The sequence below is a fragment of the Nitrospira sp. Vd2 genome (assembly GCF_979581665.1).
Genome location: NZ_CEFZSK010000012.1, coordinates 23,992 through 48,971, shown reverse-complemented (window position 1 = coordinate 48,971; position 24,980 = coordinate 23,992). Strand labels below are relative to the sequence as shown.

Genomic DNA, 24,980 nt, shown 5'->3' with positions numbered 1-24,980 from the left:
TCAGCGCTTCGATGAGGAGGCTGTGGGGTCGGTTTCAAGACGGGTCTTGAACAGCGCTTCGTGCTCCCACGTCTTCCCGACTTCGACTATCTGAGCAGACGTCAGCTGCTCGCGATAGACCAGGCGGTTCTCGATGAAGCCCAAGAGTTCGCCTCGATCCGGGTACGCGAGAAAGAGCCCGGGTTCGGAGACGATCGTCGCATCCCAGCCGGGAGGCGGTTCGCCGAGTGGGGCTCGGAAACGAGGTACGTAGTTGCCATTCTTCACCGGAAAGAACTGTGTGTGTTCCCGATGCACGTACGTCGGCTTACCCCACGTCCGCAGAAAGGCCTCGACCGTCAGGGCATGGAGTGGCAGATGGCCCTGCTGGATGGAGGTCATCTGTTCATCGAGCGAGAGCCGAGCACAGGCAGCTGGAGTGAGCAGAAGAAGAGACAAGCAACACAGGAAGAACCATTGGCGGATGAGACTCGCGCGCAAGGGCATTACAGCAATCGTCTGCTTTTCGGTTCGGGCGTCTTCACCGGCTGGCAAATATCGCACTGGCAGATTTTCCGCAAAAACGCATAACTGTAAATGCCGGTATCGTGTCCATCGCTCCAGGTGATCTTGAAGGCATAGCGGCCCACCGGTTCGATATCTTCCAGCCTGATCATCAGCGGCACATCGTCGGGCTTGAGGCGCAGCTCGCCCGTCCACTCATCGGTACACGCGGCGCATGGGCAATGTTGCCGCAAATACCGTACAGGATAGACGCCCTTGTGTCCGTCACTCCAGTCGATACCGAGCACGCCCTTGTCGAGCCACTCCATGTCACGAGGTTCGAGGGTGGTCGCAGTCATGGCAATCAGGAATCTACCAGAATGCGGGATTGACGACAACCGAGGGGAGAACGCCGAATGACTTGAAATTGCAATGTCGTGACCGCTATGGAGCCGGCGCACCAACCTGGAAGCTATCTCAAAATCATTGACGTCGGCCAGAGAGCCGTCGGAACGGGGGCAGTGGCTTCGCTTGAAGACAGAGCGGCGTGGACCGCTGGGACGCTCGGCGACCACTTGACGCCTGAACTCGGTGCATCCAAGCTGCGCTGAACGCACCTTCGGACAGCAGGCGCCACCGGGACGCGGTCACCTCGCTGAGGCTCGTCACGCCGCTCTGATGGGGCTCCGCCGCTTCCCCAGCCCAACGGCCGGGAAAGGTGATTTTGAAATAGTTTTTAGTCTTCCAGGATCCGTACGAGGGGAATGAGCGACTCGGCCGCATCTATGTACGGGTGCGAAGGCAGAAACTGCCTGATGTCGCAATCCACGACTTCCACTTGCGCGCCGGGCTCATAGAACGTCACGCCCCTTGCAGCAGTATCGGTCTTGTACGGCTCGACGATCACGAGGATGAGCCGATGGAGATCGCCGAACACCGGCTCGTCACTTTCACGAACCGACACGACATAATCGGCATACCAGTAAGGCACAGAGAGGAAGTACCGCCACTCCCGCATGACCTGTAAGCCACCACGCACGTCCCAGCGGGAAGATGGAAGATTAATTGCGGTGAAGTATTTCCGAAAACCCTTTCTCTGCCCTATCGGGCAGACGAGTCGGTTCCTCTCAAGTTGAATGAGATGATTGGCTTCTTCCACCGGCCCTTGTCGCATTTGAGCTCGATTCAAACAGCCCGAAACCAGTAGCGCGAGAAGTACCATCCAGGGCAGCACATGCATAATACGAACAATAGTGCTAATTGTTCTTAGCAATCATTCTTACGGGAACGCACTTCTTGATATGTCTGCTAATCCGCAAGATCGAAGTCCGGATCGGCTATCAATTCCAAAATGCGACGGTAAAGTTTATCGCCATACAGAACTTCTATGTTGTACTTGTTTTTTGCTTCCTGAATCCGCCTCTGAAGCTTTTCGCCAAGTTGCTCGGCTGTCGTCACAAACAATGCGGCCGTTACTTTGTGCTCACGGAATGCCCTTTCCAATTGATTTATTCCGGTATCATCATCATCATAAGGTCCATCCCAATGCGCTTTGATCTGAACGGCGACTTTTACTGTGAGCCCGTAGTCCAGCTTCCAAATTCCTAATAAATCGGCACCTCTCTCATTACAGCCTGCGGTCATCTCCACATCAATTCCGTCTCGACGCAAAAGCTCAAACATTAGTTTCTCGGTCCGCTTAGGATCTAGCCCCTTCTGCAATGCTTCCTTAAGCGTCGGGAAGAGCTGCCTTCGACATCTTTCTATCCGTTCTTTAAACGGCTGTGGCTCTAATGTATTTAGAGCGGGATCGGCGGTGACAAGATGAAACAAGGTTTGCAGAAACTGTTTGTGCTTATGCGTTATGTTAATTGGGTGCTGTTCCCTATTTAAGGCTGAAACAAATGGCATTTCCAGGATAGCATTGTTCTTATGGAATTCCCGGATAATAGTAATAGGAAGGCGATGTCCATAATCACCGCGCTCGCCCAGGTCGAACTGATACTCACCCGTTACCTTTACAAGCGTGAAATGTTTGTTTGTAGGGATATTCTTCACCGCAACGAGATCACCTTCTTTGATATAACGGAGCATTGATTGACATCGATCCCATGCCGCTTGCTCTTCCTCGTCTAGCGGCATATTTTGGTTCACTTTCTCCTGAAGTTTTCTTAAGTCCAATCTCTGGTTGTATCCCCATCCTTGCCGCAGGTGGCCCCTCTTCAGCTCTTGTTCGAAGTACGTCTGATCAGCCATCTCGATATTCCAAAACCAGCATTGCATTCTTCACCTCCTGCACTGTGAAAGACATTCTACAATTGCAAACTATTAGGCTTCATAATCGTTCAACTGCGATGTTTGTGTTCACTCCTCGTTTTTCACCCTCTGCATAAGTTTGGTTGGGGAATTCCGTCGCTGGAATGTCGCGGCCAATTGCCTTTAGCCCGTTTCCGAACTATTTTTCGTGAACCTTGTTAGGACTGTATGGACAGCCTAATCCTGTAGATGTTGAGCCACACCACCGGCATTTGTCAGCCCCGCTACCGTGCCTGTGTCCCTTAGTTGGACTATAACTGCATCCCTTACCGTAGGAGGACGATCCACAGAACTCGCATTTACTTTGATCTCCACTGTGCTCGTGCACCTTATGTGGACTATAGGAACAACCCATCCCAAACGAACCCGAGTTACAGTACCTGCATTTCGTCGTCATGGAAAGATGCCCTTTCTGGTATCAAGCATTACGAACTTGAAGTACAGGTCATGAATAAAACAGCCGGAGCGGTTCTTCCCGCCCCTAAACGATGCTCCAGAGACCGCTATGCCAAGCGAGAAGCGCACGTTAAATAATAAGAATGACTTAGATCATGTACGCCGCTGGCAATGCAATTAGACCTTAGTCCTAGAACCGACCAATTCGATCACCTTTGCTGTTCGCGCATGCTTTTCGCTCCATTCCCCTCATTTTCAATGCACCTCAATCAACTCAATCCTCTCCCATTCCACGAATGCTGAGCTTCTTCCTTCTCTGATCAGTCCAATAATGAGATGGCCCTCGGTATCGATCAGGTACTCACCGTAGATCGTCGTCGAGGCGGCGTGAACGATGACGTGAACACCGCTCGGGGCTCGAAAGAGGCGCTCGCCTTTTGGCAGCTTGGATACGGCCTTGATGTCGGTTAGTTTGTTGTCCCGTACGAGCCACCGTTCGAGGACCCGCCGCCACTTCATTCGGCTGTGAATCGCACTTGCCATCGGATTGCTCCAACTTGCCGCCACACTTCTTCCAACTTCGTCGCCCGTTTTACGACTTCCGTCACTTCAATGATATTAAAGAGGCGTTCGGAAGTTAAATTACGATCGGGGGTCCTCTCTGTGCGACCTCCGATCATCTCTTGGACATTGAATAGCTTTCCCTGCCGATTCGTAAGGTCATGTCGTATCGTCCTGGCATCGTCGGTCATTGCAAGGTCTTGGCAGTCGAGACGCCAATGTACACCCAGGGCGTGACAGAATAAGTCACACGATGTTGGCAGTTATTTAACTGGATTGGTACTGCTTGAGGGCGGCCGCAAGCCGGCGTCGCACGGTTTGGGCCAACGAAGCGGGACTCAGGACTTTGGCATACGGTCCCCAGGAGAGCACCCAGGATGCGATTTCATCCTGCCCGCCGGCCTTGAAGCTGACGAGCAGATTGCCGTTCTGTAATGGTCGGATCTCTTGCGTGGGGTGCCACGCTCGTTCCTTCAACAAATAAGCGACTTCGCGGCTGAACTCGATCCGGACTTCCTCGGGTTCTTCCTCGATCAACCCGAAGAGTCGATGACCGAAGTCCTCGATGCGGAACGTAGGCCGCACCTCGAACCGTTCATCCAAAACGGTCACGTCCTTAATCCGTTCAACCGCAAACATTCGAAGTGCTTGTGCGCGGTGCGAATGCCCGACGAGATAGAGACCATGCTGATACAACAGCAGAAGATAGGGATCGACTCTATGCTCGACAGTCTCATCCTGGTCCGGCTTCCGATGATGGAGGATCATGGACCGTTGCAGTAAAAGCGCCTGCCGTAAACGGCTGAGGACCGGCGAGTGCGATTGATACGATCGGTTCGGGCGCTGTAACGGAAAGACCGTCCGAGCGATACGCTCCAGGTGATTGATCGTTTTCGCCGGCAAGCCCGCTTCGATCTTGTCTAGTACGCGCTCCAGATCGTCCATGAAGGGCGTGCCTTCAGGTAAGCGAGATGGCTCTTCGCCAGATGCAAGGACATCAACTCATAGGGTGACACGGTGATCGGAGGCAGGCCCTTGTATCCCAGCGGCAATTGCCACGTCTTCTCGCCGAGCCCTTCGTTGTGCGTCAGTGGATGGCCTTCGGCTTCGATGTGCTCGAGGTCGCGATAGGCTTGTCGGCGGGTCACGCTGAATTCTTCGGCCAATTCATTCACGGTCAGCGCGCGCGAGGCAAGGACGCGCATCATGCGGGTGAGGCGTTCGGCTTGGCTGTATTTCTTCGGCCGTCTTCCCCGTCTTCGGCCGTGGGAAGTCACTTCGTGACGCTGTAGCGGGGTGCGGATGCCTCCGCGACCAAGAAATCAGTCGGCGGCAGCTGACGACCGGCGACGATCGTCGTGTAGGCTTCGATCGCCGCTTGAACTTCTTCGCGGACGAAGGGGCTGACCTTCAGCCGTGTCAGCGCCGCCGGCATCCACTGTAATGCATGATGGACGAGCGATAGGCCGGCCGGTGAGAGCGGCAGGCAACGGTCGTGATATCGAGGCGCGCACGCATCACAGACCACACCACCGGACTGCGGAGAAAATGGATAGCCTTTCGATCCTCCAACCTTTTCAACCGCGCGCCCGCAGGCTGTGCACTGATGAAGTTGCGGGGCAAAGCCGGCCTGCCGGAGTAACCTGATCTGGAACACGAGCGACGTCAGGGTGGGATCTGAACCGGGTTCGAATGCCCGCAGTCCAGTGAGCAACGTTTCGAAGATCTTCGACCCGGCGTCGCCCTCACCCGTCAGTGCCGCGACGAGATTGACCAGGCGGCCGGCCGCCGCCATCAGTTCCAAATCTTCTCTGAGCTCCGTGAACGGCTCCCGAATATCGGCTTGCGTGATCCGATAGACCGGATCATTGGCTTTCTGGAACAGATTCAGATCGGCATGGACGAACGGCTCCAGCGCACTCCCAAACCGGCTCTTCATCCGTCGCGCCCCGCGTGCGACACCACGGATTTTCCCGAAGCGAAGTGTATACACCGTGACCAGGCGGTCCGCATCACGCCATTTGCGGCTCTTCAGCATGATCGCCGGCGTCTTCAGAAGCAGCATCGGCAGTCCTGTACCATGAAGAGGCCGAAGGCGCAACCGGGCCGGTGCAGATCAATTCATTCTGGCCGCTGCTCGTCATCCTATGCTACAGTCCGTGTCCCTGATGGCGTTGTTCGTGAACCGTCTGCTGCGTCAATCAACGATCCTGATCGCATCGGTCTTGATGATCCTCCCCGGTTGCGAGACCAATCCGTACACACATCGACACCAACTCCTGGCCGTTCCACAAAGCTACGAGAAGAATCTCGGCACCCAATCGTATCAGCAAGTGTTGAGCGATCCGAAGGTGAAGGTGTCACACGATCCCCGTGAGGTGGAGCCGGTCAGACGGGTCGCCGATCGCATCATTCAAGCCGCGAAACAATCGAAGTATGCAGAAACCGCAAAAGCATTCGACTGGGAAGTCAGCGTGATCAAGGATGACGCGACCAAGAACGCGTTCGCCCTGCCCGGCGGAAAAATCGCCGTCTACACCGGCATCTTTCCGATCGCCAAGAACGAAGCGGGTCTGGCCGCGATTCTTGGACACGAGGTCGTTCACGCGCTGGCACGCCACGGCGCGGAGCGCATGAGCCAAGGCCTGCTGGCGCAGGCCGCTGTTGTCGCGGCGAGCGTCGGCGCTGCCAGCCAGGGCTTTGATCCGAAGATCGCGCAGCTCGCGGGTGGGGCCCTGGCGAATTACGGGTTCATTCTTCCCTACAGCCGCAAGCATGAATCGGAAGCCGACTATATCGGCTTGCTGCTGGCCGCAGAGGCGGGCTATGATCCACAGGAAGCGATTCACATTTGGGAGCGCATGGAAGCTGCGGGCGGCCGCCAGCCGCCTGAATTCCTCTCGACCCATCCCGGTCACGGGACTCGCATTCACCAATTGCAGGAGCACATGCCCGAAGCGCTGGACCTGTATGAGCGAGCCGTACGAGCGCCGGTGGCTGAGCTTCCACCGATCGGTGGCCGCTGAGTTGACTTCCCAAACGTATTTGGGCTACGGTTTCCGCCGATTTTGCAAGTGCCGGTCGCGACGACTATGGTGAAACAGATGCCCGATCGTGCCTACGTCTTGATCAACGTACTGCCCGGCCAAACCGGCAACGTGATCAAGGCGCTGTCGGAGATCAAGGAGATCAAGACCATCGACCCGTGCTGGGGAAAGCCGGATATCTTCACGATCGTCGAGGTGTCCGACCAAGATGCGTTGTCCACGCTCGTCCTGACGAAGATCCATTCGATCGAAGGGGTCGCCCAAACCGACACTCATTTGGTGTATCGGTTGACCAAATAGCGTCATCTTGCGCACGTCGTCCTTCGCGCGATTCGTTGCCTCTCTCATGGTCCTTTTTCTCTCGGCCGCGTGCAGCACGCCGACTGTCGAGGTGCGCCCTGACACCGAGGAAAGTCTCTTGGCCGCCCCGCGCGATCAAGTCAGAGCAGCCCTTGTCTCGACCCTGGAGACCGACGGGTATTCGATACGAGGCGAAGAGGACCCGCGATTTGTGAGAACCGGCTATCGTGAGGAAACGCGGGGACCGTGGGATTGGCTCTTGATCTGGCGCTTCGGAGTCACGCGAAGTCGGGTCGAGGCGGTGCTGTCGGCCGATACGCCCGACAGCACCCGGTTGAACGTGTCAGTGATCTACGAAACGAAGGATCACCTGTGGTCGTTGTGGCGAGAGACGCCGTCCCCACCCCATCGCGACGCCGATCTGCACATCCGTTCCGTCAAGAAGACCCTGCACTTGCTGTAGCCCGGCGTATTGCTTTCTGTCCTATCGCGGCCTGTCACGGCTGCACGCCTAAGAACTGATCCAAGCGGCGCCGGCTGGCTCTCGACACACTCAAGAATTCGACGCCGAATCGTCGCGGCGTCGTCCATCGAACGGCCGCCAACTCCACCTCCACCGGCGCCGGCTCGTTCGGCAGGTTCAACGTTACCCCGACGTACGTTCCCAGCGTGAGATTCGTTGGGCTTTCGACCGCGCAGCCCCACGTCGACATGTTGTAGGTTCGGCCTTTCCCGCTGTGGCCCTCTCCTTCGAACGTGATGCCTGCCTGCACCATATGGCGAGGCGCGCGACGTTGCTCAATCGACGTGTCCACCGCTGTGTCAGCTCGTGAGGTCCTAAGAAGGTTTTTCATGTTCCTCCAAGTGACTGTGGTGAAGGTCCGAGAATGCCCTGAGACATGGACAGGAGGATCAAGCAAGAAGCGGTCCGCCACGAGAATGGCCGTCAACGTGAGCGGGAAACGAAGGGGACCCGATGGCGTCGGTCAGGTGATCGAATGGTGGGGCAAGGCATGTTGTTCCTCTTGCCACTCCCTGTCGGTTACGATCACTTTGCGTCCATTCAAGTGTCTCCTTCACAGCACAACGACCACGTCCGGCGTTCAAATTTGTTGATCCGACCGAAGTCTTTGAAGTGTGAGGCAGAAGCTGCGTGGTCGTACGTAGCAGACCTAGGAAGCCGGCCGTCGAGGGTGCGCGAGCGTCAATGAGAACCGGGGTCACCGGGTTCATCCCCGAGGTCGATCCCGAATCGCTCGGCCATACGGTACAGCGTCCGGCGATCGATTCCGAGGACTTTCGCGGCGCGCACCTTATTATTCCCGGTCTCCTTCAAGACGCGTATGAGATATTGCTTCTCGAGTTCGTCCAAACTTACCAGCAGGCCCGTCTGCCCCGGAAGCGCCGCCGTCTCCGGCAAGGAGGGCACGCGCCGCACCGTCTCGGGGAGGTCGTCGGGAATGATGAGCGGACCGTGCGCCAAGGAGACGGCACGCTCGATCACGTTTTCCAACTCCCGCACGTTTCCCGGCCACTCGTAATGCTGAAGAAGGGTGAGCGCTTCAGGCACGAACCCGCGAATCGCGGGTCCGCTTTCGCGGTTGGTTTTCTGCAGGAAATGATGGGCCAGCATGGGGATATCTTCCCGTCGTTCGCGAAGCGGCGGAACCACGATACGAACAACGTTGAGCCGATAAAACAGATCCTCCCGGAACGTCCCGTCCTTGACGAGCCGGGCCAGGTCTTTATTGGTCGCGGCGATCATCCGCACATCGACTTTGCTGGACACCGTGGCGCCCACATGACGGACTTCCTGCTCCTGGATCACGCGCAAGAGCTTTACTTGTAGTGCCGGGCCAATATCACCGACCTCGTCGAGAAAGAGCGTGCCTTGATCGGCCGCCTCGAAGAGACCTTTCTTGGCCCCGCCGGCTCCCGTAAAGGCGCCCTTCTCATGACCGAACAACTCCGACTCCAAAAGGCTCTCGGGAAGCGCCGCACAGTTCACCGGAATGAAGGGCTTGTCGCGGCGCGGACTGTTCGCGTGGATCGCGCGCGCCACAAGTTCTTTACCCGTTCCACTCTCCCCCTCGATCAATACCGTGCTCTTACCGGCCGAGACTCGCGCGACCAGCTTGTACACCTCCAGCATCGCGGGACTGCTTCCAACAAGGCGGGATCGATCAGCGCGCTCCCGGAGTTCCTCGCGATACCGGGTGTTTTCTCTGATCAAGCGGCTGTGCTCGAGGCTCCGCTGGACGACCAGTTTCACTTCTTCCTTCCGAAACGGCTTCGCCAGATAATCGTAGGCACCTTGCTTGATCGCGTCGATCGCGCCTTCCATCGAGCCGAAGGCCGTCAGCAGGACGATCGAGGTGTCCGGGCTGCGCTGCTTGAAATCTTGCAGCACGGCCAACCCATCCACGGCTCCCATGCGCATATCGGTGAGCACCACGTCGAATCGCCGTCTGCGGCCGCATTCAATCGCCTCCGACCCGTTCGAGGCTTCCTCGACGTCATAGCCCTCCTTCCGCAGCGCGTCGGCCAGCAACGTCCGCGCCATCGCGTCGTCATCGACGACCAGAATCCGTCCGTCGGGACGACTCATGGCTGAGGCTCCTTCACCGTGGGACCATAGCTCGGCAGCGCAATTTCGACCATCGTCCCCTTTCCCACGACGCTTTCGATCATCAGCGTCCCGCCATGAGCCGTAATGATCTCGCGACTCAGAAACAGGCCCAATCCAGTCCCGTCGCCCACGGCCTTCGTCGTGAAAAACGGTTCGATCGCTCGCTTCAGATCCTCTTCGGGCATCCCGCAGCCGTTGTCGCGAACGCTGATCGTCACCATGGTTTCGAGCGACGGATAACCGCCCCGCCGGTGGTCCTCCAATTCGGCCAAAGTCGCGGCACGCCGACCGATGACGATCATCACTTCTCCGCCGACTGCTGTCGCGGCCAATGAGTTCGTCAGCAGGTTCACCAAGACCTGGCGAAGGTGCTCGACATCTCCCAAGACAGTGGCGCGATCTCCTGCGAGATCCATCTTCAAGGCGACGCCCTTGGCCACGAACGACGGCTTCATTAACGCGACCACCGACTGGACGAGATCGTCGAGGCTGAGCGGGCCGTGTTCGCGTTTCGGCTGCCGGGTCATCGATAACTTCTCTTTGATGATACGGACCACGCGGTTCAGCTCCGAATCGATCATGGCGAGCGTCTTCCGCATCTCGGGCGTCGCATTGGGATCCTCCGTCAGCGATTGGACGTGCCACGCGATCGAATGCAATGGTGTTCCCACTTCATGCGCGACGGAAGAGGCCAGCAGCCCGAGCGCCGCGAGTCGTTCCGATCGATTCAACGCGTCCTTCACTTCGACCAGTTGCGCATTCGCCCGCAACAGTTCAGCTCGCGCCTCTTCTTCGCGCGCTTTTCGCTCCTCACGCGTCATCGCAAAGTACGCCACGCTTATCAGGACGCCCGCGACCACGCTGCGGTTGATGACGGCGGCAACAAAACGGCCCGGCTTGTGCGGACGCAGTAAGCCCGAGTACGTCGCGGCAATACAGAGTAGCACCGTGATGAGCATCAACCAACGATTGCGGGCGGTGGCGACGAGCAGGATCGGCAGCACGAACGCGTACGCGGCCACCACGTTGGCCGGCGTCCCGTTCTCAATCACGACGATGAGGAAGAAAAGGGCGGCCGCCACGCCGAGCACGAGCCAATTGCCCCTGCCCGTCGCTCTGGGCGTAAGCCATCTCAGCCACCCGATGCTCTCAAGAGGCACGGGTGACGATCATAATGGAAACAGCGGAGTCCGACAAGGCACGGCGCTAGGGGCGCGTCTGATGGAGTGCGGCGGCGATGGCCGTCGCGCGTGCACTCGCGCGCGCGTCCTCGATCGTCATGGAAAGTTTATGAGACCAGTTGGGATAGGTGTCCAAGGTCCCCGGCACGTTGATTTGGGTCTCTTGTCCCAACAGATCCTCGATGCTCGCGAGCATCAGGTAGGAAGGAGTTCGGGCTACGTAGACGTGAATCGCCTCCGCCAACCGTGGCGAGAGGCGATCGCTCAAGAGCCTTTCGTCATCGGCATCCGCCGGCAGGAGCCCGGCATGACGGACGGCGCGCAGCATGCGCGCCTTATCGGCTCTGCGTTCTTCGACAGCGGCTCGATGCGCCTCCTCAGTCGGATACATCCCGAGTCGCGCGCGGACTGAGATATCTTCTCCCGACCAAAAGCCGGTCAACATCGGCAGATCGTGCGTCGTGACGACGGCCAGCGCCGAACGGGGATAATCCGCCGGCGCCTTCCATTCCCCATCCGACCGCCGCTCAAAATAAAAGACTCGGTACGACAGAACACCGGCTGCCGCAAGTTTCTCGCGGACGAAGTCGGGGACCGTCCCAAGGTCTTCCCCCACGATGACGGCACGCGATCGCACGCTCTCGAGGGCAAGGATGCCGAGCAAGTCCTCCCAGGGATAGCGCACGTACGCACCCGCGGTACCCTTCAACCCCCGTGGAATCCAAAAGAGTCGAAACAGTGCCATCACGTGATCCAAGCGAATCGCACCGCCGTATCGAACATTGTGCCGGATCAGATCGATGAACATCTGGTAGCGCTGGTCGCGAAGCTTGTGGGGGTCCACGGGAGGCAAGCCCCAGTTTTGCCCCTCTGGGGCGAACGCGTCCGGCGGGCATCCGGCTTCCGCCTCTAACGCTAGGACCGACTGGAACACCCACGCATCGCTGCCACCGCGATCGCTGCCGAGCGCGAGGTCATGGTAGAGCCCGACCGGCATGTCGAGTTCCTCGGTCTGTTGTCTGATGCCCGACAGTTGCTCGTGGGCCAGCCATTGGACGTACTGATGAAAGCGAACCCGGCCGCTGTGCCGACGGGCGAACTCGCGGCACGCCGCCGATTCGGGATCACGGTATTCCTCCGGCCACGCTTGCCACACATGGCCGCCATCGTCACGTGTACGGAGCATCTCGGCCAGCGCCTGAAAAAGAGCAAAGCGGGACAGCGATTCTCCCTCCCCGGCGACATACCGCTCGAACGCGTGCCCGCGCTCGGTACAGGGCCGGCTGTTCTTTCCCTTGGTCCGGAAGTGACGCGCATGGAACGTGTCGAACAGGAGGCCCAGGGCTCGGTTCTTTATCGCAATGACGCGATCGTACTCGACCGTCTCGCTCTTCTTGAGCGACTCCAACTCGGCAACCACGTCGGGGGCTTTAAGCAATCGTTGTACTTCCGGACATTCGGCATATTCGGGAATGCGCGGGATGGCAATGTACAGCGGATTCACGTACAGGCGGCTGTCCGGCGAATAGGGGCTGATGTGATAAGGACGGGAGTTCCGAAGCGCATGAAGCGGGTTGAGACCGATGAGGTGTGCCTTCAGATCAGCCGATGCCCAGTGGACCCAACTCCGCAGGTCGTGGAAATCACCGACCCCCCAGTTGTCGTCCGAGCGAAGCGCGTAGAGTTGCAGGGCCAACCCCCAGAGGCGCTGTCCGCGTTGGAGCGCGTCGGGCTGATAGCACGCGCGAGGGGCCACCACCAGCCGAAACGCGGCGAGACTGCGCTGGGAAGGAGAGACGGCCGTCGCCGTGACTTGGTAATAACCGGGAGGCAGGTCGACGGGAAGGGGGAGATCCACGCGGACGTATCGACGCCCTTGGACGCAGTCGGCCTCGGTCGCTTGAACGCCCGGGCCGTACTGGCCGTTCCCGACACGTCCAGCCGACTCTTCATCGATCGCCCATTCGATTCGAATGCTTTGCTCCTCGCCTTCGGCGGCCAGCATGCGGAAGGACCACGTGCCGACATCTCCGATCCTCCGGACGAGAACCGGGTCGCACGCATCGGTCCACCATCGATCCAGGCGCGCCTGCAATGCATGGGCGATGGCGTCCCGGGATTCGACCGAGACTCCCATGGCGGCGAGAAGCCGACGCTTGGTGTCGGCGCCGACAACATGGCGTTGCCCGTAAATATCGTGGTACTCGGCATCGATCCCGTAGTAGTCCGCCAGCCGATCGAGGAGCACCTCATAATCACGATCCTCCATCACGCGGAGTCTAGGAAGAGCGGTTGTCCAAGTCAAGCGCCGTGGCATGCAGGTGCGCCGTACAGTACAATGCCAGGCGATTCATCGCGTCACGTCGCAGGAGGCCTCCATGATCTACCATCGATATCTTGCCGTGCTGATGGCTCTGCTGCTGTGCACGCTCGCGGGATGCGTGTCCAGTCGAACCTATGAGGAGGCGCAGCAACACGCGTACGCCAGGCATCAGGAAGATCAACGAGAGATTCTCGACCTCTCGGTGAGCAACAAGCGGCTTGTGCAGCGCATCGAGGAGCTCGAGGCGGCGCTGGAGAGCGCCCGCGAGCAAGTTGCGCGGACCGAGAAGGAGTGGAAAGAAGCGCGTGATGAGCTGCTGAAGCTGAAGACCGAAAAAGAGCAGACGCCGAACCGCCGCCGGGACCGTGCCGGACAAGAGCGGCCGCTTTCAGATGACGACCATCTCCGGTTGCGCGAGCGCATCGACGAGGCCAAGCGCCGGGTCAAAGAAGCGCTGCAACAGCTTCAGGGCATGCTCGATCAGTTCTAGTCCACCTCTACCCGCCGTAAATCGATGAACTCTAGCGGGCTCAATCCCAGATGTTCGGGATATCAGTCCGCGACGCCCCGCGCGGCCGCTCGGCCATGCGAGAACCCGGCAGGGGACCGACAGACGGGCGACAGGGCAGGATGTATCAGTAGCACAAGGGCGCGTGGTGCAGGGAAGGATAACCGAGGGAGTTACATGATTCCGGCTTGGCGCTGAAGCCACCGAACGTATTTCACAATGTGGTCGACGTCCTCCGACGTCACTCCGTCGACTTTCGGCATGTCGCCGAATTTCCAGTGATGGGCGCGCACTCCGGTCAGCGCCGCGCGATGAAACGCGAGATCGCCGTGATGATTCGGCTCGTAAATCTTGTGCACCAATGGCGGCCCGTGGTCGGTCCCCGTGGCTTGCGGCCCATGGCATCGCGCGCAATAGGTGTTGAATTTGCTCTCGCCAACTTGGAACTCCGGCGGCACTTTGGACACCTCCGGCTTCCCGGAACTCATCCCAAACAGGGGCAGCGCGACGATCGCGAACAACACCACGCCCGACAGGCGGGGACTGATCATCCTTGACATGATTCCCTCTTGTGCTCTGATTGGCCGGCGGCATGTGCCGATCGTCCCAATTCCTCCCGGAGGCTTTGTTTCATGCGGGAGATCGTCACGTAGCGGTACAAGCGGATCCCGAGGGGTACCGCAATGATCAAGCCGATCGTCAGATACATGAAAAATTCTTCCTGGGACATGCCTCACCCCTTGCGGTACCGGATCGGGTCACTCAATCCTGCCGCGCGAAAACCCGCCAGCCGAATCTGACAGCTGTCGCAGCGCCCGCAGGCCTCGCCGGTCGCCGATGGATCATAACAACTGTGCGTGAGCTGGAATGGGACCGCGAGCGAGGCACCCAACTTGATGATCTCGCCTTTTGACAACGACAGCAGCGGGGCGCGGATCTCAATGCGATGGCCCGACGCCCCGCTTCGCGTGCCCATTCGAATCACGTCTTCGAACGCTCGCAGAAACTCCGGTCGACAATCCGGGTATCCCGAGTAGTCTACAACATTCGCCCCAATATAGATCAATGATCCGCCGATGCTCTCGCAGTACGCGGCCGCCAGAGCCAGAAAGATCGTGTTGCGCGCCGGGACGTAGGTGCGTGGAATGCCGGTATCCCGATCGGATTCGGTTCGGTCCTTGGCAACGGCCTCCTCTGACGTCAGCGCCGAACCGCCGATGCTCCGGAGGTCGAGAGTGACGACAAGATGAGCGGCGCCGAGCACACGCGCAACCTCTCGTGCCCGCTCGACCTCAACGGCATGACGTTGACCATACGCGACGGTGAGCAGGAAGAGGTCATGGCCTTCCTGCTTGGCCACGGCAGCCGTCACCGTCGAATCGAGCCCTCCGCTCGCCAGCACAACGGCCTTCACGCTTACGCTCCTTCATCGGCAGGCAAACGACGGGGCGGCGACCGTCATGGCAGTCGATGCTGTCACGGCGAGAGCGACCTGAACGGGTCGAAAGCGCGCCCTACTCTGTCTCTGGCTGCACAGACGCAGCCCAAGACCCGGAAAACTGCCTGCATTACAACTCGCGTTCTTCTTCCTTCGAGATCTTCTCCAGCAATTCTTGCTTGGTCTGGCATTCGACGCACAGCTTCGCGAACGGCACGGCCGCCAGCCGTTTTTCACTGATCTCGATACCGCACTCGGCACAAATACCGTACAGACCCTCGGCCAGACGAGCCAACGCGTCGTCGATCGACTGCCGCTTTCGGTTTCGCATTTCGAGCAGCGAGATCCCAAGTTCCCGCTGGAGGTCCATGAGCGCCTGATCGCCGACATCCCTCGCGGCCTCGAGCCGGCGCTGCTGCTCCTCCGTCAACGATTGGCCGATGCTGCCCTTGATCTCGTTCAAGATTTCTTGGCGTTTGGCGAGCAGCATCCGCTGTAGATTTTCCCGTCGCTGGCTGGACCCGACCCCGGCCGCTGTGGACGGTGCCGCCTTACGCGCAGGCGGCGACGACGCCGTGGCTGCCTGGCCGTCCGACTTCGCCGTTGTCTTCGGAGAGCCCTTCTTCCGCGATGCCGCCTGCTTCTTGCTCTTTCCTCCCATAACAGACTATCCCTCTCAGTGCGATAGACCGACGACCCACGGGGTCCGGTGCAGGGTTTCCCGGTTCACGGTGTGTTGGAGCAGCGGGCGGGGAATCGTTCGTTGCGAGAATCAGGCAGGAGGCTCATGCGTACGTAATCATCGCATGGATGTCGCAACCGTCGAGTCGTTCCCGGCCGTTGAGCGATCGCAGCTCGACGAGAAACGCGAGGCCCACCAATTCTCCACCGAGCTGACGGACCAGATTGACGGTGGCGGCCGCAGTCCCGCCCGTGGCGAGCAGATCGTCGACGATCAGGACTCGTTCCCCCATCTCGATCGCATCGCGATGAATAGCGAGGGAATTAGAGCCGTACTCCAGGTTGTATTTCACCTCGAAGCTGTCGGCCGGCAGCTTCCCGGGCTTCCTCACCGGTACAAATCCGGCGCCCAAGCGATAGGCGAGCGGACTGCCGAAGATGAAGCCCCGGGATTCGATGCCCACGACCTTGGCGATCCGCTCGTGTCGATACCGCTCGGTCAGATCATCGACGATGTGCCGGAGAGCGTCAGCGTTCTTGAGCAACGTCGTGATGTCGTAGAACAAGATGCCAGGCTTCGGAAAGTCCGGCACCTCGCGAATCAACGCCTTGTAGTCAATGACTCGCCCGCTCACAGCAGATCATCCTGCGTCATCGTTTTCTTCTCGATCGTCGTCCGCAGCTTCACGAGCGCGGCCGTTTCGATTTGGCGCACGCGCTCTCGCGTCAGCCCCAAGCGCTGACCGATTTCTTCCAACGTATGCGCCTCACCTCCGTCCAGTCCGAACCGGAGGATGACGACGGTTTTTTCCTTTTCCGGCAATTCCTGAATCCACGACATCAAGCTTTCCCGCCGCCGCACGCCTTCGGCCGTCACGGCGGGCGACACACTTACCGGGTCTTCGATGACGTCACGGAGAAACGTGCCCGTGCGCTCATTGATCGGGCTGTCGAGTGAATAGGTCGTCCGGATCAACTGCTTGAGATCGGTGACGTCCTGTTCCGACATCTTGAGCCGCTCGGCAATCTCGTGGATTTTCGGCTCGCGCCCCAGTTCCTGCACCAATTCTTCGAGGCCCGACAGGTAGCGATTCAACCGCTCGACGACGTGAACCGGCAGGCGGATGATTTTCGATTGATTGATGATGGCGCGCTCGATGAATTGACGAATCCACCAGGAGGCGTAGGTGCTGAAACGGAATCCGCGCGCATAGTTGAACTTCTCGACGGCCTTGATCAGCCCGATGTTCCCCTCTTCGACGATATCCGAGAACGGGAGGCCGCGATTCATGTAGCGCTTTCCGATGCTGACCACGAGCCGGAGGTTGGATTCGATCATCTGCTCGCGAGCCTTGAAGTCTCCGGCCGCGATTCGCTTCCCTAATTCCTGCTCCTGCTCGAAGTTAAGCAGCGTCGACTTGCGGATGTCCTTGAGGTAGCTTTTGACCGCGTCGAGCCCTTCGTACTGGCTCTCCTCTTTGACAGCGGCACGCTTGCGGCGCGACTCCGCCAGCAGTTCAGCTTCTTCGTCCTGTTCCTCTTCCTCTTCTTCGTCTTCGGTGTCCACCGATTCCGTCACATCTTCGTCATCGTGACCCATAGATGCTCCTCTCGCCGTCGCCGTCAGTACCAGATTTGAAAATCAGACTGAAGGCCTATCGGCGTTTCCCGCTCCACCCGCACGTCATCAACTCTCGCGCCCGGAGGACCGATCTTCAGCGCGTCGACCAATTCGCCGATCAGGCGCTTATCGCCCTCCGCCCGCACCTCCACGCGTCCGTCCGGGAGGTTCCTCACTCCGCCCGCGACACCCTTCTGCGACGCCGTTCGATACACGAAGGCACGATAGCCGACACCTTGAACTCGCCCACTGATAAGGACGTGGACCCTGATCCTCGACTGCTCATCCATCGATGAGATTCCTTCACCCGGCGCGTCAAGAGAGCGAGACAATGGATCGATGAACGTCTGAGAAAAGGGGAGCGGAGGCGATTGTGGAGCGAATGGTCGAGCACGGCCGGGAAACCTGCCCAGCGTCATGCACCATCCCGTATATTTGGGCCACAGACCTTGACGCGTCGCACACAGATCCTTCAGTGGCGTCTCCGGTTGCGGTAAAGGGCCCGCGTCCCGACAAGGCCGCCGATCCACACATCGCCCAGATGGCTCGACGGCATGAGGAACGACTTTCGAAGTACCAGCACTATCTGGTCACCAAATGGAGGCAGGTGAGTCATGCGAGCTTGGTTTGGTCGGGGCGAGAGGATTTGAACCTCCGACTCCCGCGTCCCGAACGCGGTGCGCTACCAGGCTGCGCTACGCCCCGATCCCTTCAGCCACTTCTCAATCAGGGCAACGGTTGAAATCGGAACCCGTGTGCCTCGGCTACACCCCGACAGGCCACGGTGCCGTCGATTACATTCACGCCCTGCGCCAACCCGCGATGCGAACGAATAGCTTGCTGGATTCCCGCGGAAGCAAGGTGGACTATAAAGGGAAGTGTCGCATTGGTCAAGGCCCATGTCGACGTGCGCGGCACAATGCCGGGCATGTTTGGCACACAGTAATGCAACACTCCATCTACGGTATAAACGGGATCGGAATGAGACGTGGGACGCGTCGTCTCGATGCAGCCGCCCTGATCGACCGACACATCGACGATGACCGATCCCGGGCGCATCCGTGAGACCACGTCTCGGGAGACGATGCGCGGCGCACGCGCGCCGGGAACCATGACCGCGCCGACGACCAGATCGGCATGCGCGACCTCGCGGTCGATCCACGCTTGATTCGGGGCCCGCGTCACGATCCGACCTTGATAGAGATCATCCAGATCGCGTAATCGCTGGAGGTCGAGGTTGAAAACCGTGACCTGGGCGCCCATCCCGACGGCGATCCGCGTCGCCGCCGAACCGACGACCCCCGCCCCTAAGACCACGACGCGCGCCGGCGGAACACCGGGAACGCCGGAGAGCAGCACGCCCCGCCCGCCTTGCGAGCGCTCCAAATAATGCGCGCCGATCTGTACCGCCATTCGGCCGGCAATTTCGCTCATCGGCCGTAACATCGGGAAGGAATGGTCCTCGGCCTCCGTCGTCTCGTAGGCAATGGCCGTCACGCCGGCATCGACCAGAAACCGTGTCAGCTCGGCCGAGGCAGCCAGATGCAGAAACGTAAACAGCGTCTGCCCCGATCGGAAGAGCTTGTACTCGGGCGGCAGCGGCTCCTTCACCTTCACGATCAGTTCCGACTCTTTAAAGACCTGTTCATTCGACGCCGCAATGTTCGCACCTGCACGCCGATACTCCTCGTCGGAAAAGCCGCTCCCATCCCCCGCCGTCGATTGGACCCACACAGTATGGCCGGCAGCGGTCAGCGTCCGCACACCGTCAGGCGTGAGGCTGACGCGGTACTCTTGGTCCTTGATTTCTTTCGGCACGCCGATGATCATGCTCGCCTCTACCCCGTGTACCCATTATAGGGCGGTCCTCCCTCTGTTGAAATAGCGCGCTCGGTCGGCGAAAGCATGCATGTGCCGCGGCTGGACACTATAGGAAACGATAAGGTAAGATTTGCAACCCTTGGAGCGACGATGAGCAGCGAGGCAGACGAGAGCCGCGTCACAGCGGGACAGTGCGATGGGTGCGGCAGTGAGCGAGGGCCATTCTTCAAGCTGTCGATGGGCAAGGACTTCTTCGGTCGAAGCTATGACCGTCTGTCGCCCTCTGCCGATCAAAGCCCCAAATGGTACTGTGAGTCGTGTTCCATGCAGAAAAATCTTCAGCGCGACTTCCGCGACATCCGCGAGGAACTCAATAAATTGTCCGCTGGACAGCGGTCTGAGTTGGCCGACGGAGAACAGCTTCAGCGTGCGCGACTTCGCTTGCACGAAATTTTTGCGCTGCTCGGCAGCCACAGTGATTCTCGGCTGCTGGCACCGGCCGAGGTACGCACCCTCATCGAACAGGTCCAAGCCCGGTTGATCGCGTCTCCGATTTCGTAACTTCGTGTCCACATTCACGCACCACATTTTTGTCTGCATCAATCAGCGGCCCAAGGACGACCCGCGGGGGTGCTGCGCTAATCAGGGCTCGGAGCGGCTCCACGCGTTTTTCAAAAAGGAAGTCGAACGCTTGGGCCTGAAAGGTCGTGTGCGGGCGAACAAGGCCGGCTGCCTCGATCATTGTGAATATGGACCGAGCGTCGTGATCTATCCGGAAGGCACGTGGTATTGGGTTGGGTCGGAGGCGGACGTCACGGAGATCATGGAACGTCACGTCATCAAGGGCGAGATCGTTGAGCGGCTGTTGATGCCGGACCATCCGCCGCGGTCCGCGCAGCCGTCGCCGATCAGTCTCACGTGAAAGGCTCGCATGGCAGTTGAAGAGAAATGGAAAGCCAACCAGGCGAAGGTGGCCTTCATGAAGCGCTTTCCGGGGCTGTTCATCGCCTGGGACGAGGCCAAAGGCAAAACCATCGAGACGGTCGCCCCGTTGCCATCGAAGAGCGGAGCGGCCGTCCTCGTCTTTACCGACGGCTCGTTCACGGTTGCCCCGGCCTTGGCTCCCGAACCTTGGGAGCTGGGGGAGGCGTTGGCGGTCGCCCGGCCGCATCTTGAGGGTCGTTGGCCGGAAGCCTACGCCGAATACGACCGACTCCTTCAAACCGACAAGGACGCACTCAAGGCGGCGAGGCTGGAGAAGATTCTGGGGGCCATTCACAACAACGTGGAGCAGATTCCCGAACTCAAGGACCGGCTGCGCGAATTGATCCGACAGTGGAAGTGAGGGACGCGCCGTGAACATGCTGGAAATGTTCTCACAAGCGCTGTTCGAAGGAGTCAAGCCGATGATGGTCGTGCGCGATCATTTGGTGCGGCATCCCGACCGCTGCACCCACCAAGCCATTTGTATCCCTGTTTGCCCGACCGGTGCGTGGCTCTCCACGCCGCCGTACAAGTTCGATGCATCCCGATGTCTCGAGAGTTGCCGGCTCTGCCTGGATGCCTGTCCCTCGAATGCCATTTACTCGGTGTATCGAAAGGGCGAGAAGGTTCTGGTCCCGCAGCAGAAGAAGATGTAACTTACTCTAACCACTTTCGCAGCCACCCCCAGTAGGCTGTTCCTACGTAGCCGCAGCCGCCGGTCAGTGTCGTCAACACGATAATGCCATAGACCCGGCGCTTCGAGATTTTCACGTTGACGTCGGGGTCCAAGAGATCCGGTGACCGAGCTACGCGCTGCAGCGTCTCGCCGGCAAACAGAATGGGCCACATGCAGGCCAGGCGGAGGCGAAGCGCGCGACGCGGGATCCGCATCGTGTAGCGCCAGCCTTCATCCAGATGCTCGCGCGTGACGCCGATCAAGCGCTTCAAGAGAGGTCGGAACCGCGGCAAGGCGTGGCGGTCCAGCAAATCCTTCGGCGCCAAGCCGGCATCTTTCAGCAACGCTTCGGGAACATAACACCGCCCTCGCTGGAGATCGCGCGCGATGTCTTTCAAGATATTCGTGAGTTGAAGCCCTTTTCCGAATCGCACACCCATCGCCGACATCGTTGACACATCCCACGATCTCAGCGCGCTGATATGCGCACACGCCATGTCGGTCCAAAATTCGCCGACGCAGCCGGCCACATAATACGTGTACTGATCCAGCTCGGCCATAGTTTTGAGCGCGATGAGGTCCGCGGTGGAATCGCCGGGGAACACGGAGAGGTCCATTTCCATGCCGTTCGTCAGCGTCTGCATGAGCCGTCTGATCCGCATTTGGTCGTCGGTTTGAAGAGCTTCGTACAGACGAAAGCAGTCCTCCAGGCGTTGGAGAAGCAGACGCTCGCCCGCACTCGCTTGGTGCGGCACGACGGCGGACTCAATCGCGTGAAGCGCGGCCCGGTCCACCTGTTCGCTTGCGAACTGCGCCTTGAACTCCTTGAGCAGAACCAGCCGCCGGCTACGAGGGATGAGATCGGTATCGGCGATCGTGTCCGCCGTACGAGCGAACAAATAGGCGAGCCCGATCTGGCGGCGGACGGACTGCGGCACGACCGTCAGCGTGAGATAAAAGGAGCGGGAGACCTGCTTGAGGACATCGTGGAGCAGGATGGAATCACTGCCGGGGTCTTCGACGTGGCGGTCGCGCGTCGTCACTCGCGTACTTCGAGAAGCCCCTCCATCCCCTTCTCGCGATGACTTTTGAAGAACAGCAACTTCTTGTCGCAATAGAAGGGAAAGCGGCCGGGCTGAGTCGGCGTGAACCGGACGGTCTCACTCTTTCCGGATCCGACGTCGCGCTCGATCATGAGTGCGGCGGCCGGTTCGTGGATCACAAAGTTGTGGGGTGTCAGGATCGTCGCGCTCTTAAGGATCAGTTCGACGGGCTTCCCGGCCTGCACGATCAAATACTTCGGCTCGTAGGAATAGCTGTCGAGAATGACCGTCGCGCGTTGCACACCGTCCGGATCGAACGGCACGATGATCGGTGTGCCGGGTGTGGCGATTACAAGCGCGCGAACGAGGAGCAGGCCGGTGACGACGAAGGTCACTCGCCTTGGATTGTTTTTACTGATGGCCACCATGAGCCCTTCTAACAGAAGCCTTTATGCAAGGTCAATCAAGCGGCGGCGACTTGACTATGCCCCGATCACCATTATCTTAATGACGTTATTATCTTCGAGCGCCGCGCGGCCGCTCCACTCATGCCACCGGCCGCCCGCGGTTCGATGATTTTTCACCTAGCTCGGCGGTATAATAGCGTTGCTTGAGGAGCTGGGCTCGATGATCGTTCGAAAAGGAGACGTTCGATGACGAAATGGCTCAAAGGCATTGGCCTGCTGCTGATCGCCAACCTGTTGGTGATGGTCACGTTGTCGGTGATCTTCAACGTGATCTTACCGGCATTCGGAATCACCCTGGGTACTGATACAACTTCTCTCTTATTCTCAGCCGGCATCATCGGGTTCACCGGCGCCTTCATCAGCTTGGCATTCTCCAAGCAATTCGCTCGCGCGATGCTCGATTGCTATCAGATTACGCAGCCGCGCACGCATGCCGAGCAGCTGGTGTATGGCGCCGTGCAGGAGATCGCGCAGCGCTTGCACATCGAGATGCCGGAAGTGTGGGCGTATGAATCGCCCGATCCGAATGCCTTCGCAACGGGGCCGAGCAAGAACAATTCGATGGTGGCGGTCTCAACCGGCCTTCTCGAGAACCTTGACGAACAAGAAGTCCGCTCGGTGCTCGCGCACGAAATGGGGCATGTCTATAACGGCGACATGTTCACCACGACCGTCCTGGCGGGGTTGATGAACACATTCGTCTATTTCATTGCGATGCTCGTCCGCCGGTTTTTTGCCGAGCGCGACCAGGAAGGATTGGGCATCGTCGTCTCTCTGGTGCTGCAAATCGTCCTGGGCATTCTCGCCATGATCCCGATCATGTGGTTCTCACGTCGGCGTGAGTTCGGAGCCGATGCGTTTGCCGCCAAGGTGTACGGGAAGGATTCGATGATCGCGGCGCTTCGCGCGATCGAGCGGTGGGTGAATCGGGCTCAGCCGGAGTACAGCACGCAGGACCCGCTCGTGACGTTCAAGATCTCCGGGAAGTCGGGCGGCATGATGAGCCTGTTCGCCTCGCATCCCAGCATCGATGAGCGCGTCGCCGCCCTGCAGCGGCTCGCTTTCTGATGGTCGTCCACGTCATCATTGCACTCCTGTTCGTGATAGCCGGGTGCTCACCCGGCTATCACGCTCTGTAACCGAACTCCTGCACACCGACGAACGCCGGCATCTTCTCCATGCACTTCGCCTTTGCTGCTCTTTGAGGAAGAAGCCAGTTGGAGTGATGTTTCTTGCCGGCGGACGGCGGACATTCTACGTCTTCTTCACAAAGCTGATCTGTTCTCGATATTCTTGAATCGCCGCCCCGAGCGCAGCGGCCCCGAGCGGAATATTGGCTTCGAGCGCGGCTTCGACATCCTTGTCGTCGATGATCACCTCATACCGATCCTGAAGTCTGGTCAGCACGAGTTTTCCCTGCTCGCGCGGCATGAAGACTTCATGCCAGACTTCCTTTTCCACCAAGCACACATCTCGAAACCGCTCATACAGCAACGCCAACTTTTCCGGATCAGTTTCCTTCATCGCTCGTCTCGTCGTCAGGGCGTGTGATCGTGACCACAACTCCCCTCACTCGGCATCTCCCGCGGCGGCGGTGCGTTCGTAATGTTCAAGGGCGTCGGGTCGGGGGCTGAGATTCCGACTTCACCGGACCGCGCCGCGAACGATGACATGACCTTTCGCACCGGCGCCCCGCATTCCGTGCACGCGGCCAACGCCGCCTCTTTCACCGACTGGAGGTATTCTTTGCGGCGCGAGCACGGCGGCTCTCGCAAACACCGTTCGGCCACGTATTCGTAGATCGGCATGCCGCTCCTCACCCCGCCGGCGGTTTGCCGTCGTTCGTCGATCCGCCGGTGATCGTAAAGTGCATCGTGCCGACCTGATTCACGGCGTGAAACGGTTGTTGCCCCAGCGGCGTGATGAACAGCTTGACCAAATATTTACCCGGCGACCAGCCGCCCGGAGGGCTTTTCAGTTCGAGAAAACCCCATCGGCTATGGCCAGGCACCTCGAGGACATCGCGGCCGACCGGTTTCTCCGAGAGCTTGCCGTTCGGCTCTTCGAGGAACCATTGCGCGCCGAACTGAGCAGGGTCCTCGAGCGGCGCCACTTCGAAGACGACATAGATGGCTGGCGTATCCGGCGAGAAGACCGTTGTGCCGGGATCGACAGCTTTGATCCGCGGGTCCTGCGTATACCAGCCCTGCCTTCCGAAACTGTCCCACTCGACCTCATATCCGCGGGCCATCTGGATCGAAATGAAGATCGATTGCGGCACACCACGCCGCTGCTCATCAAAGGACGGAGACCGCGTCTCCTCGAACTCAGTTTCCTTCTGCTCTTTTGGGGGCAATAGGTCGCGGCCCTCGATGACGGACGGAACGTGCAAGGGCGCCGCGAGGAGGGACAAGCCCATCAGTAGCTGCCCGACCCTGTGACGTCTGGTGTCGTGCATCATGACGCACCTCCGATTCGTTCTGCAGAGTCCGTTACGCCTATAGG

The 24,980-nt window shown here is 59.2% G+C and carries 33 protein-coding genes and 1 tRNA gene; 9 read left to right on the top strand and 25 right to left on the bottom strand.

Features of this window, described 5'->3' with window-relative positions:
- From AC1U7K_RS07080 to recO, 8 genes are all read right to left on the bottom strand, one after another.
- Window positions 1–486: a hypothetical protein gene (locus AC1U7K_RS07080; protein WP_480250326.1), complete on the bottom strand. Its 486-nt coding sequence runs from the start codon at window positions 484–486 to the stop codon at window positions 1–3.
- On the bottom strand, window positions 486–842 hold the full coding sequence (locus tag AC1U7K_RS07075) for a gamma-butyrobetaine hydroxylase family protein (RefSeq protein ID WP_480250324.1): 357 nt from the start codon (window positions 840–842) through the stop codon (window positions 486–488). The genes AC1U7K_RS07080 and AC1U7K_RS07075 overlap by 1 nt, the downstream gene beginning before the upstream one ends.
- 377 nt (window positions 843–1,219) lie before the next feature.
- Window positions 1,220–1,657, bottom strand: a complete 438-nt coding sequence (locus AC1U7K_RS07070) for a hypothetical protein (protein ID WP_480250323.1) — start codon at window positions 1,655–1,657, stop codon at window positions 1,220–1,222.
- A 134-nt stretch (window positions 1,658–1,791) separates the two neighbouring features.
- Complete coding sequence (locus tag AC1U7K_RS07065; RefSeq protein WP_480250322.1) at window positions 1,792–2,766, bottom strand: restriction endonuclease; 975 nt, start codon at window positions 2,764–2,766, stop codon at window positions 1,792–1,794.
- Between the two features lie 684 nt (window positions 2,767–3,450).
- On the bottom strand, window positions 3,451–3,738 hold the full coding sequence (locus AC1U7K_RS07060; RefSeq protein ID WP_480250321.1) for a hypothetical protein: 288 nt from the start codon (window positions 3,736–3,738) through the stop codon (window positions 3,451–3,453).
- A 285-nt stretch (window positions 3,739–4,023) separates the two neighbouring features.
- The gene (locus AC1U7K_RS07055) at window positions 4,024–4,701 is read right to left on the bottom strand and encodes a helix-turn-helix transcriptional regulator (RefSeq protein WP_480250319.1); all 678 of its coding nucleotides are present in this window, start codon (window positions 4,699–4,701) and stop codon (window positions 4,024–4,026) included.
- Window positions 4,677–4,964, bottom strand: a complete 288-nt coding sequence (locus AC1U7K_RS07050) for an HTH domain-containing protein (protein WP_480250318.1) — start codon at window positions 4,962–4,964, stop codon at window positions 4,677–4,679. Before AC1U7K_RS07050 ends, AC1U7K_RS07055 begins: the two co-directional genes overlap by 25 nt.
- A gap of 65 nt (window positions 4,965–5,029) precedes the next feature.
- Window positions 5,030–5,821, bottom strand: coding sequence for a DNA repair protein RecO (recO, locus tag AC1U7K_RS07045; RefSeq protein WP_480250317.1), 792 nt, complete (start codon window positions 5,819–5,821; stop codon window positions 5,030–5,032).
- Window positions 5,822–5,924: 103 nt separating this feature from the next.
- Here recO and AC1U7K_RS07040 point away from each other — a divergent pair, with 103 nt between their 5' ends.
- The 3 genes from AC1U7K_RS07040 (at window position 5,925) to AC1U7K_RS07030 (ending at window position 7,566) form a co-directional block, all read left to right on the top strand.
- Window positions 5,925–6,782: a M48 family metallopeptidase gene (locus tag AC1U7K_RS07040; protein WP_480250315.1), complete on the top strand. Its 858-nt coding sequence runs from the start codon at window positions 5,925–5,927 to the stop codon at window positions 6,780–6,782.
- A gap of 78 nt (window positions 6,783–6,860) precedes the next feature.
- The gene (locus AC1U7K_RS07035) at window positions 6,861–7,103 is read left to right on the top strand and encodes an Lrp/AsnC ligand binding domain-containing protein (protein ID WP_480250314.1); all 243 of its coding nucleotides are present in this window, start codon (window positions 6,861–6,863) and stop codon (window positions 7,101–7,103) included.
- Between the two features lie 46 nt (window positions 7,104–7,149).
- On the top strand, window positions 7,150–7,566 hold the full coding sequence (locus tag AC1U7K_RS07030; RefSeq protein ID WP_480250313.1) for a hypothetical protein: 417 nt from the start codon (window positions 7,150–7,152) through the stop codon (window positions 7,564–7,566).
- A 34-nt stretch (window positions 7,567–7,600) separates the two neighbouring features.
- On the opposite strand, the gene AC1U7K_RS07025 is transcribed toward AC1U7K_RS07030, so the two are convergent.
- From AC1U7K_RS07025 to malQ, 4 genes are all read right to left on the bottom strand, one after another.
- Window positions 7,601–7,957 carry a PilZ domain-containing protein gene (locus AC1U7K_RS07025; protein WP_480250310.1) on the bottom strand — a complete coding sequence of 119 codons (357 nt, stop codon included), beginning with the start codon at window positions 7,955–7,957 and terminating at the stop codon, window positions 7,601–7,603.
- Between the two features lie 350 nt (window positions 7,958–8,307).
- On the bottom strand, window positions 8,308–9,711 hold the full coding sequence (locus tag AC1U7K_RS07020; protein ID WP_480250309.1) for a sigma-54-dependent transcriptional regulator: 1,404 nt from the start codon (window positions 9,709–9,711) through the stop codon (window positions 8,308–8,310).
- Complete coding sequence (locus AC1U7K_RS07015) at window positions 9,708–10,892, bottom strand: sensor histidine kinase (RefSeq protein WP_480250307.1); 1,185 nt, start codon at window positions 10,890–10,892, stop codon at window positions 9,708–9,710. Before AC1U7K_RS07015 ends, AC1U7K_RS07020 begins: the two co-directional genes overlap by 4 nt.
- A gap of 46 nt (window positions 10,893–10,938) precedes the next feature.
- Window positions 10,939–13,182, bottom strand: a complete 2,244-nt coding sequence (gene malQ / locus AC1U7K_RS07010; protein ID WP_480250305.1) for a 4-alpha-glucanotransferase — start codon at window positions 13,180–13,182, stop codon at window positions 10,939–10,941.
- A 109-nt stretch (window positions 13,183–13,291) separates the two neighbouring features.
- On the opposite strand from malQ, the gene AC1U7K_RS07005 reads away from it, so the two are divergent.
- The gene (locus AC1U7K_RS07005; protein WP_480250303.1) at window positions 13,292–13,726 is read left to right on the top strand and encodes a hypothetical protein; all 435 of its coding nucleotides are present in this window, start codon (window positions 13,292–13,294) and stop codon (window positions 13,724–13,726) included.
- A gap of 191 nt (window positions 13,727–13,917) precedes the next feature.
- Here the strand turns inward: AC1U7K_RS07005 and AC1U7K_RS07000 are convergent, their stop codons facing one another.
- From AC1U7K_RS07000 to ald, 8 genes are all read right to left on the bottom strand, one after another.
- Window positions 13,918–14,304 (bottom strand): c-type cytochrome, encoded by a 387-nt coding sequence (locus AC1U7K_RS07000; RefSeq protein WP_480250301.1) that lies wholly within the window; start codon window positions 14,302–14,304, stop codon window positions 13,918–13,920.
- A 173-nt stretch (window positions 14,305–14,477) separates the two neighbouring features.
- Complete coding sequence (queC, locus tag AC1U7K_RS06995; protein ID WP_480250299.1) at window positions 14,478–15,158, bottom strand: 7-cyano-7-deazaguanine synthase QueC; 681 nt, start codon at window positions 15,156–15,158, stop codon at window positions 14,478–14,480.
- Window positions 15,159–15,312: 154 nt separating this feature from the next.
- On the bottom strand, window positions 15,313–15,843 hold the full coding sequence (locus AC1U7K_RS06990; RefSeq protein WP_480250296.1) for a TraR/DksA family transcriptional regulator: 531 nt from the start codon (window positions 15,841–15,843) through the stop codon (window positions 15,313–15,315).
- Window positions 15,844–15,967: 124 nt separating this feature from the next.
- Window positions 15,968–16,483 carry an adenine phosphoribosyltransferase gene (locus AC1U7K_RS06985; protein WP_480250350.1) on the bottom strand — a complete coding sequence of 172 codons (516 nt, stop codon included), beginning with the start codon at window positions 16,481–16,483 and terminating at the stop codon, window positions 15,968–15,970.
- Window positions 16,484–16,494: 11 nt separating this feature from the next.
- Complete coding sequence (locus AC1U7K_RS06980; protein ID WP_480250295.1) at window positions 16,495–17,463, bottom strand: sigma-70 family RNA polymerase sigma factor; 969 nt, start codon at window positions 17,461–17,463, stop codon at window positions 16,495–16,497.
- Window positions 17,464–17,486: 23 nt separating this feature from the next.
- Entirely contained in the window at window positions 17,487–17,774 is a 288-nt protein-coding gene (locus AC1U7K_RS06975) for an acylphosphatase (RefSeq protein WP_480250293.1), read from the bottom strand.
- Window positions 17,775–18,112: 338 nt separating this feature from the next.
- Window positions 18,113–18,189: transfer RNA gene (locus AC1U7K_RS06970), tRNA-Pro, on the bottom strand.
- A gap of 21 nt (window positions 18,190–18,210) precedes the next feature.
- On the bottom strand, window positions 18,211–19,314 hold the full coding sequence (gene ald, locus AC1U7K_RS06965; RefSeq protein ID WP_480250291.1) for an alanine dehydrogenase: 1,104 nt from the start codon (window positions 19,312–19,314) through the stop codon (window positions 18,211–18,213).
- Window positions 19,315–19,455: 141 nt separating this feature from the next.
- Between ald and AC1U7K_RS06960 the strand changes: the two genes are divergently transcribed.
- From AC1U7K_RS06960 to AC1U7K_RS06945, 4 genes are read left to right on the top strand one after another with little or no spacing between them, the layout of a single operon-like run.
- Window positions 19,456–19,866, top strand: a complete 411-nt coding sequence (locus tag AC1U7K_RS06960; protein WP_480250290.1) for a hypothetical protein — start codon at window positions 19,456–19,458, stop codon at window positions 19,864–19,866.
- Window positions 19,867–19,870: 4 nt separating this feature from the next.
- On the top strand, window positions 19,871–20,227 hold the full coding sequence (locus AC1U7K_RS06955; RefSeq protein ID WP_480250288.1) for a (2Fe-2S) ferredoxin domain-containing protein: 357 nt from the start codon (window positions 19,871–19,873) through the stop codon (window positions 20,225–20,227).
- A 9-nt stretch (window positions 20,228–20,236) separates the two neighbouring features.
- Entirely contained in the window at window positions 20,237–20,650 is a 414-nt protein-coding gene (locus tag AC1U7K_RS06950; protein WP_480250287.1) for a hypothetical protein, read from the top strand.
- Window positions 20,651–20,660: 10 nt separating this feature from the next.
- Window positions 20,661–20,945 carry an ATP-binding protein gene (locus tag AC1U7K_RS06945; RefSeq protein ID WP_480250285.1) on the top strand — a complete coding sequence of 95 codons (285 nt, stop codon included), beginning with the start codon at window positions 20,661–20,663 and terminating at the stop codon, window positions 20,943–20,945.
- Between the two features lies 1 nt (window position 20,946).
- On the opposite strand, the gene AC1U7K_RS06940 is transcribed toward AC1U7K_RS06945, so the two are convergent.
- Both AC1U7K_RS06940 and AC1U7K_RS06935 read right to left on the bottom strand, forming a co-directional pair.
- Window positions 20,947–22,008 (bottom strand): phytoene/squalene synthase family protein, encoded by a 1,062-nt coding sequence (locus AC1U7K_RS06940; protein ID WP_480250284.1) that lies wholly within the window; start codon window positions 22,006–22,008, stop codon window positions 20,947–20,949.
- Complete coding sequence (locus tag AC1U7K_RS06935; protein ID WP_480250283.1) at window positions 22,005–22,436, bottom strand: cupredoxin domain-containing protein; 432 nt, start codon at window positions 22,434–22,436, stop codon at window positions 22,005–22,007. The genes AC1U7K_RS06940 and AC1U7K_RS06935 overlap by 4 nt, the downstream gene beginning before the upstream one ends.
- A 225-nt stretch (window positions 22,437–22,661) precedes the next feature.
- On the opposite strand from AC1U7K_RS06935, the gene htpX reads away from it, so the two are divergent.
- Window positions 22,662–23,543 (top strand): protease HtpX, encoded by an 882-nt coding sequence (gene htpX / locus AC1U7K_RS06930; RefSeq protein WP_480250282.1) that lies wholly within the window; start codon window positions 22,662–22,664, stop codon window positions 23,541–23,543.
- 186 nt (window positions 23,544–23,729) lie between these two features.
- On the opposite strand, the gene AC1U7K_RS06925 is transcribed toward htpX, so the two are convergent.
- Genes AC1U7K_RS06925 through AC1U7K_RS06915 form a run of 3 tightly spaced genes read right to left on the bottom strand, consistent with a single transcriptional unit; the run spans window position 23,730 to window position 24,936 of the window.
- The gene (locus AC1U7K_RS06925; RefSeq protein WP_480250281.1) at window positions 23,730–23,999 is read right to left on the bottom strand and encodes a hypothetical protein; all 270 of its coding nucleotides are present in this window, start codon (window positions 23,997–23,999) and stop codon (window positions 23,730–23,732) included.
- A 14-nt stretch (window positions 24,000–24,013) separates the two neighbouring features.
- Window positions 24,014–24,283: an FmdB family zinc ribbon protein gene (locus AC1U7K_RS06920; RefSeq protein ID WP_480250279.1), complete on the bottom strand. Its 270-nt coding sequence runs from the start codon at window positions 24,281–24,283 to the stop codon at window positions 24,014–24,016.
- 8 nt (window positions 24,284–24,291) lie between these two features.
- Window positions 24,292–24,936: a hypothetical protein gene (locus AC1U7K_RS06915; protein WP_480250278.1), complete on the bottom strand. Its 645-nt coding sequence runs from the start codon at window positions 24,934–24,936 to the stop codon at window positions 24,292–24,294.
- Window positions 24,937–24,980 lie beyond the last annotated feature (44 nt).

Excerpts from the sequence above, each read along its gene's own strand:
- AC1U7K_RS07080 (WP_480250326.1), bottom strand. The coding sequence starts at position 486 with ATGCCCTTGCGCGCGAGTCTCATCCGCCAATGGTTCTTCCTGTGTTGC.
- AC1U7K_RS07075 (WP_480250324.1), bottom strand. The coding sequence starts at position 842 with ATGACTGCGACCACCCTCGAACCTCGTGACATGGAGTGGCTCGACAAG.
- AC1U7K_RS07070 (WP_480250323.1), bottom strand. The coding sequence starts at position 1,657 with ATGCGACAAGGGCCGGTGGAAGAAGCCAATCATCTCATTCAACTTGAG.
- AC1U7K_RS07065 (WP_480250322.1), bottom strand. The coding sequence starts at position 2,766 with ATGCAATGCTGGTTTTGGAATATCGAGATGGCTGATCAGACGTACTTC.
- AC1U7K_RS07060 (WP_480250321.1), bottom strand. The coding sequence starts at position 3,738 with ATGGCAAGTGCGATTCACAGCCGAATGAAGTGGCGGCGGGTCCTCGAA.
- AC1U7K_RS07055 (WP_480250319.1), bottom strand. The coding sequence starts at position 4,701 with ATGGACGATCTGGAGCGCGTACTAGACAAGATCGAAGCGGGCTTGCCG.
- AC1U7K_RS07050 (WP_480250318.1), bottom strand. The coding sequence starts at position 4,964 with ATGATGCGCGTCCTTGCCTCGCGCGCGCTGACCGTGAATGAATTGGCC.
- recO (WP_480250317.1), bottom strand. The coding sequence starts at position 5,821 with ATGCTGCTTCTGAAGACGCCGGCGATCATGCTGAAGAGCCGCAAATGG.
- AC1U7K_RS07040 (WP_480250315.1), top strand. The coding sequence starts at position 5,925 with ATGGCGTTGTTCGTGAACCGTCTGCTGCGTCAATCAACGATCCTGATC.
- AC1U7K_RS07035 (WP_480250314.1), top strand. The coding sequence starts at position 6,861 with ATGCCCGATCGTGCCTACGTCTTGATCAACGTACTGCCCGGCCAAACC.
- AC1U7K_RS07030 (WP_480250313.1), top strand. The coding sequence starts at position 7,150 with ATGGTCCTTTTTCTCTCGGCCGCGTGCAGCACGCCGACTGTCGAGGTG.
- AC1U7K_RS07025 (WP_480250310.1), bottom strand. The coding sequence starts at position 7,957 with ATGAAAAACCTTCTTAGGACCTCACGAGCTGACACAGCGGTGGACACG.
- AC1U7K_RS07020 (WP_480250309.1), bottom strand. The coding sequence starts at position 9,711 with ATGAGTCGTCCCGACGGACGGATTCTGGTCGTCGATGACGACGCGATG.
- malQ (WP_480250305.1), bottom strand. The coding sequence starts at position 13,182 with ATGGAGGATCGTGATTATGAGGTGCTCCTCGATCGGCTGGCGGACTAC.
- AC1U7K_RS07005 (WP_480250303.1), top strand. The coding sequence starts at position 13,292 with ATGATCTACCATCGATATCTTGCCGTGCTGATGGCTCTGCTGCTGTGC.
- AC1U7K_RS07000 (WP_480250301.1), bottom strand. The coding sequence starts at position 14,304 with ATGTCAAGGATGATCAGTCCCCGCCTGTCGGGCGTGGTGTTGTTCGCG.
- AC1U7K_RS06990 (WP_480250296.1), bottom strand. The coding sequence starts at position 15,843 with ATGGGAGGAAAGAGCAAGAAGCAGGCGGCATCGCGGAAGAAGGGCTCT.
- AC1U7K_RS06980 (WP_480250295.1), bottom strand. The coding sequence starts at position 17,463 with ATGGGTCACGATGACGAAGATGTGACGGAATCGGTGGACACCGAAGAC.
- AC1U7K_RS06975 (WP_480250293.1), bottom strand. The coding sequence starts at position 17,774 with ATGGATGAGCAGTCGAGGATCAGGGTCCACGTCCTTATCAGTGGGCGA.
- ald (WP_480250291.1), bottom strand. The coding sequence starts at position 19,314 with ATGATCATCGGCGTGCCGAAAGAAATCAAGGACCAAGAGTACCGCGTC.
- AC1U7K_RS06960 (WP_480250290.1), top strand. The coding sequence starts at position 19,456 with ATGAGCAGCGAGGCAGACGAGAGCCGCGTCACAGCGGGACAGTGCGAT.
- AC1U7K_RS06950 (WP_480250287.1), top strand. The coding sequence starts at position 20,237 with ATGGCAGTTGAAGAGAAATGGAAAGCCAACCAGGCGAAGGTGGCCTTC.
- AC1U7K_RS06935 (WP_480250283.1), bottom strand. The coding sequence starts at position 22,436 with ATGGTGGCCATCAGTAAAAACAATCCAAGGCGAGTGACCTTCGTCGTC.
- htpX (WP_480250282.1), top strand. The coding sequence starts at position 22,662 with ATGACGAAATGGCTCAAAGGCATTGGCCTGCTGCTGATCGCCAACCTG.
- AC1U7K_RS06925 (WP_480250281.1), bottom strand. The coding sequence starts at position 23,999 with ATGAAGGAAACTGATCCGGAAAAGTTGGCGTTGCTGTATGAGCGGTTT.
- AC1U7K_RS06920 (WP_480250279.1), bottom strand. The coding sequence starts at position 24,283 with ATGCCGATCTACGAATACGTGGCCGAACGGTGTTTGCGAGAGCCGCCG.
- AC1U7K_RS06915 (WP_480250278.1), bottom strand. The coding sequence starts at position 24,936 with ATGATGCACGACACCAGACGTCACAGGGTCGGGCAGCTACTGATGGGC.